This is a genomic window from Promicromonospora kroppenstedtii DSM 19349 (assembly GCF_000515355.1).
In the GTDB taxonomy this organism is placed as follows: Bacteria; Actinomycetota; Actinomycetes; order Actinomycetales; family Cellulomonadaceae; genus Promicromonospora; species Promicromonospora kroppenstedtii.
The window spans coordinates 4,429-7,104 of record NZ_KI911714.1; the positions used below are offsets into that span (position 1 = coordinate 4,429).

The 2,676-nt window shown below is 70.0% G+C and carries 1 protein-coding gene and 1 pseudogene; both read right to left on the minus strand.

Going from position 1 to position 2,676, the window contains the following annotated elements:
- Positions 1-61: 61 nt before the first annotated feature.
- Positions 62-2,272: an NADP-dependent isocitrate dehydrogenase gene (locus PROKR_RS20220; RefSeq protein WP_036966420.1), complete on the minus strand. Its 2,211-nt coding sequence runs from the start codon at positions 2,270-2,272 to the stop codon at positions 62-64.
- 47 nt (positions 2,273-2,319) lie between these two features.
- Positions 2,320-2,676: pseudogene (locus PROKR_RS20225) on the minus strand (MFS transporter); the annotation flags it as partial.

Below are 2,676 nucleotides of genomic sequence, written 5' to 3' on the forward strand. Positions count from 1 at the left end.
GCGAGAGACCCTCAGGTCACCGGGGTGACCTGAGGGTCTCTCGCGTACGAGGGGGCGGGCGTCAGAGCGACGCGAGCGCCTCGTTGAACGTGGTGCTCGGGCGCATCACGGCGGTCGCCTTGGCGCCGTCGGGGCGGTAGTAGCCGCCGATGTCGGCCGGCTTGCCCTGGACCGCGAGCAGCTCCTCCACGATGGCCTGCTCGCTGCCGGCGAGGGCCTCGGCGAGGGGCTTGAACGTGGCGGCCAGCTCGGCGTCGTCGGACTGCCCGGCCAGCTCCTGGGCCCAGTAGAGGGCCAGGTAGAAGTGCGAGCCGCGGTTGTCGATGGTGCCGAGGCGGCGGCCCGGGGAGCGGTCCTCGCCCAGGAACGTGCCCGTGGCGCGGTCGAGGGTGTCGGCCAGGACCTGGGCCCGGGCGTTGCCCTCGGTCACCGCGAGGTGCTCGAAGGACGCGGCCAGCGCGAAGAACTCACCGAGCGAGTCCCAGCGCAGGTAGTCCTCCTCGACGAGCTGCTGCACGTGCTTCGGCGCGGAGCCGCCGGCGCCCGTCTCGAACAGGCCGCCGCCGTTCATCAGCGGCACGATCGAGAGCATCTTCGCCGACGTGCCGACCTCGAGGATCGGGAACAGGTCGGTGTTGTAGTCGCGCAGCACGTTGCCGGTCACCGAGATGGTGTCCAGGCCCTGGCGGATGCGCGCGAGCGAGAACGCCGTCGCCTCCGCGGGGTCCATGACGTGCAGCTCGAGGCCGTCGGTGTCGTGCTCCGGCAGGTACTGCTCGAGCTTCTGGATCAGGTTCGCGTCGTGCGCGCGGCGCGAGTTGAGCCAGAACACGGCAGGCGTCTCGGACAGCCGGGCGCGGGTGACGGCCAGCTTGATCCAGTCGCGGATCGAGGCGTCCTTGGTCTGGCACGCGCGCCAGATGTCGCCCGCACGGACCGCGTGCTCGATCAGCACGTTGCCCGCGCCGTCGACGACGCGGACGGTGCCGTCCGTAGCGATCTCGAACGTCTTGTCGTGCGAGCCGTACTCCTCGGCGGCCTTCGCCATGAGGCCGACGTTGGGCACGGAGCCCATCGTGGCCGGGTCCAGGGCGCCGTTGGCGCGGCAGTCGTCGATGACGGTCTGGTAGATGCCGGCGTAGGAGGAGTCGGGGATCACCGCGAGGGTGTCCGCCTCCTCGCCGTCGGGGCCCCACATGTGGCCGCCGATGCGGATCATGGCGGGCATCGAGGCGTCGACGATGACGTCGGACGGGACGTGCAGGTTGGTGATGCCCTTGTCGGAGTTCACCATGGCCATCTTCGGGCCGTCGGCCAGCGCGGCGTCGAACGCGGCGCGGATCTCGGCGCCGTTCGGCAGCGACTCGAGGCCGGCGAAGATGCCGCCCAGGCCGTCGTTCGCCGAGAGGCCGGCGGCGGCCAGGTCCTGGCCGTACCTGTCGAAGACCGGCTTGAAGAACGCGCGGACCACGTGGCCGAAGATGATCGGGTCGGAGACCTTCATCATCGTGGCCTTGAGGTGCACGGAGAACAGCACGCCCTCGGCCTTGGCCCGCTCGATCGACTCGGCGAGGAACGCGTCGAGCGCGGCGGCGTCGAGGAACGTGCCGTCGACGACCTCGCCGGCGAGCACGGGCAGCGACTCCTTGAGCACGGTCACGGTGCCGTCGGTGGCGACGTGCTCGATGCGCAGCGTGTCGTCGGCCTCGACGATCACGGACTTCTCGTTGGAGAAGAAGTCGTCGTGACCCATGGTCGCGACGTTGGTCTTCGAGTCGGCTGCCCAGGCGCCCATACGGTGCGGGTGCGCCTTGGCGTAGTTCTTGACCGAGGCGGGGGCGCGACGGTCGGAGTTGCCCTGGCGCAGCACCGGGTTCACGGCGGAGCCCATGACGCGGCCGTAGCGCTCGCGTGCGTCCTTCTGCTCGTCGGTCTCGACGCTCTCCGGGAAGTCCGGCAGGTCGTAGCCGAGGGCCTGGAGCTCGGCGACGGCCGCCTTGAGCTGCGGCACCGACGCCGAGATGTTCGGCAGCTTGATGATGTTGGCCGACGGGTCGTTCGCCAGCTCGCCCAGCTCGGCGAGCGCGTCCGCCTGGCGCTGCTCTTCCGTGAGCCGCTCGGGGAACTGGGCGATGATGCGGCCGGCGAGCGAGATGTCACGGGTCTCGACGTCCACACCGGCCTTGGCCGCGTACGCCGAGACGATCGGCAGGAACGAGTACGTCGCCAGAAGCGGGGCCTCGTCCGTGTGGGTATAGATGATCTTGGACATGGGTGTGGCTGACTCCCCGGGTGTTGGAATGTGCCGATCTCTCGATATCAAGATACCTGAGGGTGTCGTGCGGTCCTGAATCGCGAGACCCCCAGGAGTACTGCGACAAGCGTGAATCCCGCCACGCCCCACCACAGTGCCGGGCGGTAGCCGAGATGATCCGCGAGCAGCCCGCCCAGCGGCGCGCCGATCACGAGCATGGCGCGGTTCACGCTACGGATCGTCGTGTTGGTCCGCGCCTGGAGGTGGTCGGGCGTCACCGCCTGGCGGTAGCCCATCTCGTTCGCGTTCTCGAGCCCGGTCGCCAGGCCGTAGAGCGCCTGCCCGACGGCGATGCTCGCCACCGCCAGCCAGGCCGACGTCGTACCAGGTCCGCCCGACGACGGCGGCGCTGCCGGCGCGAG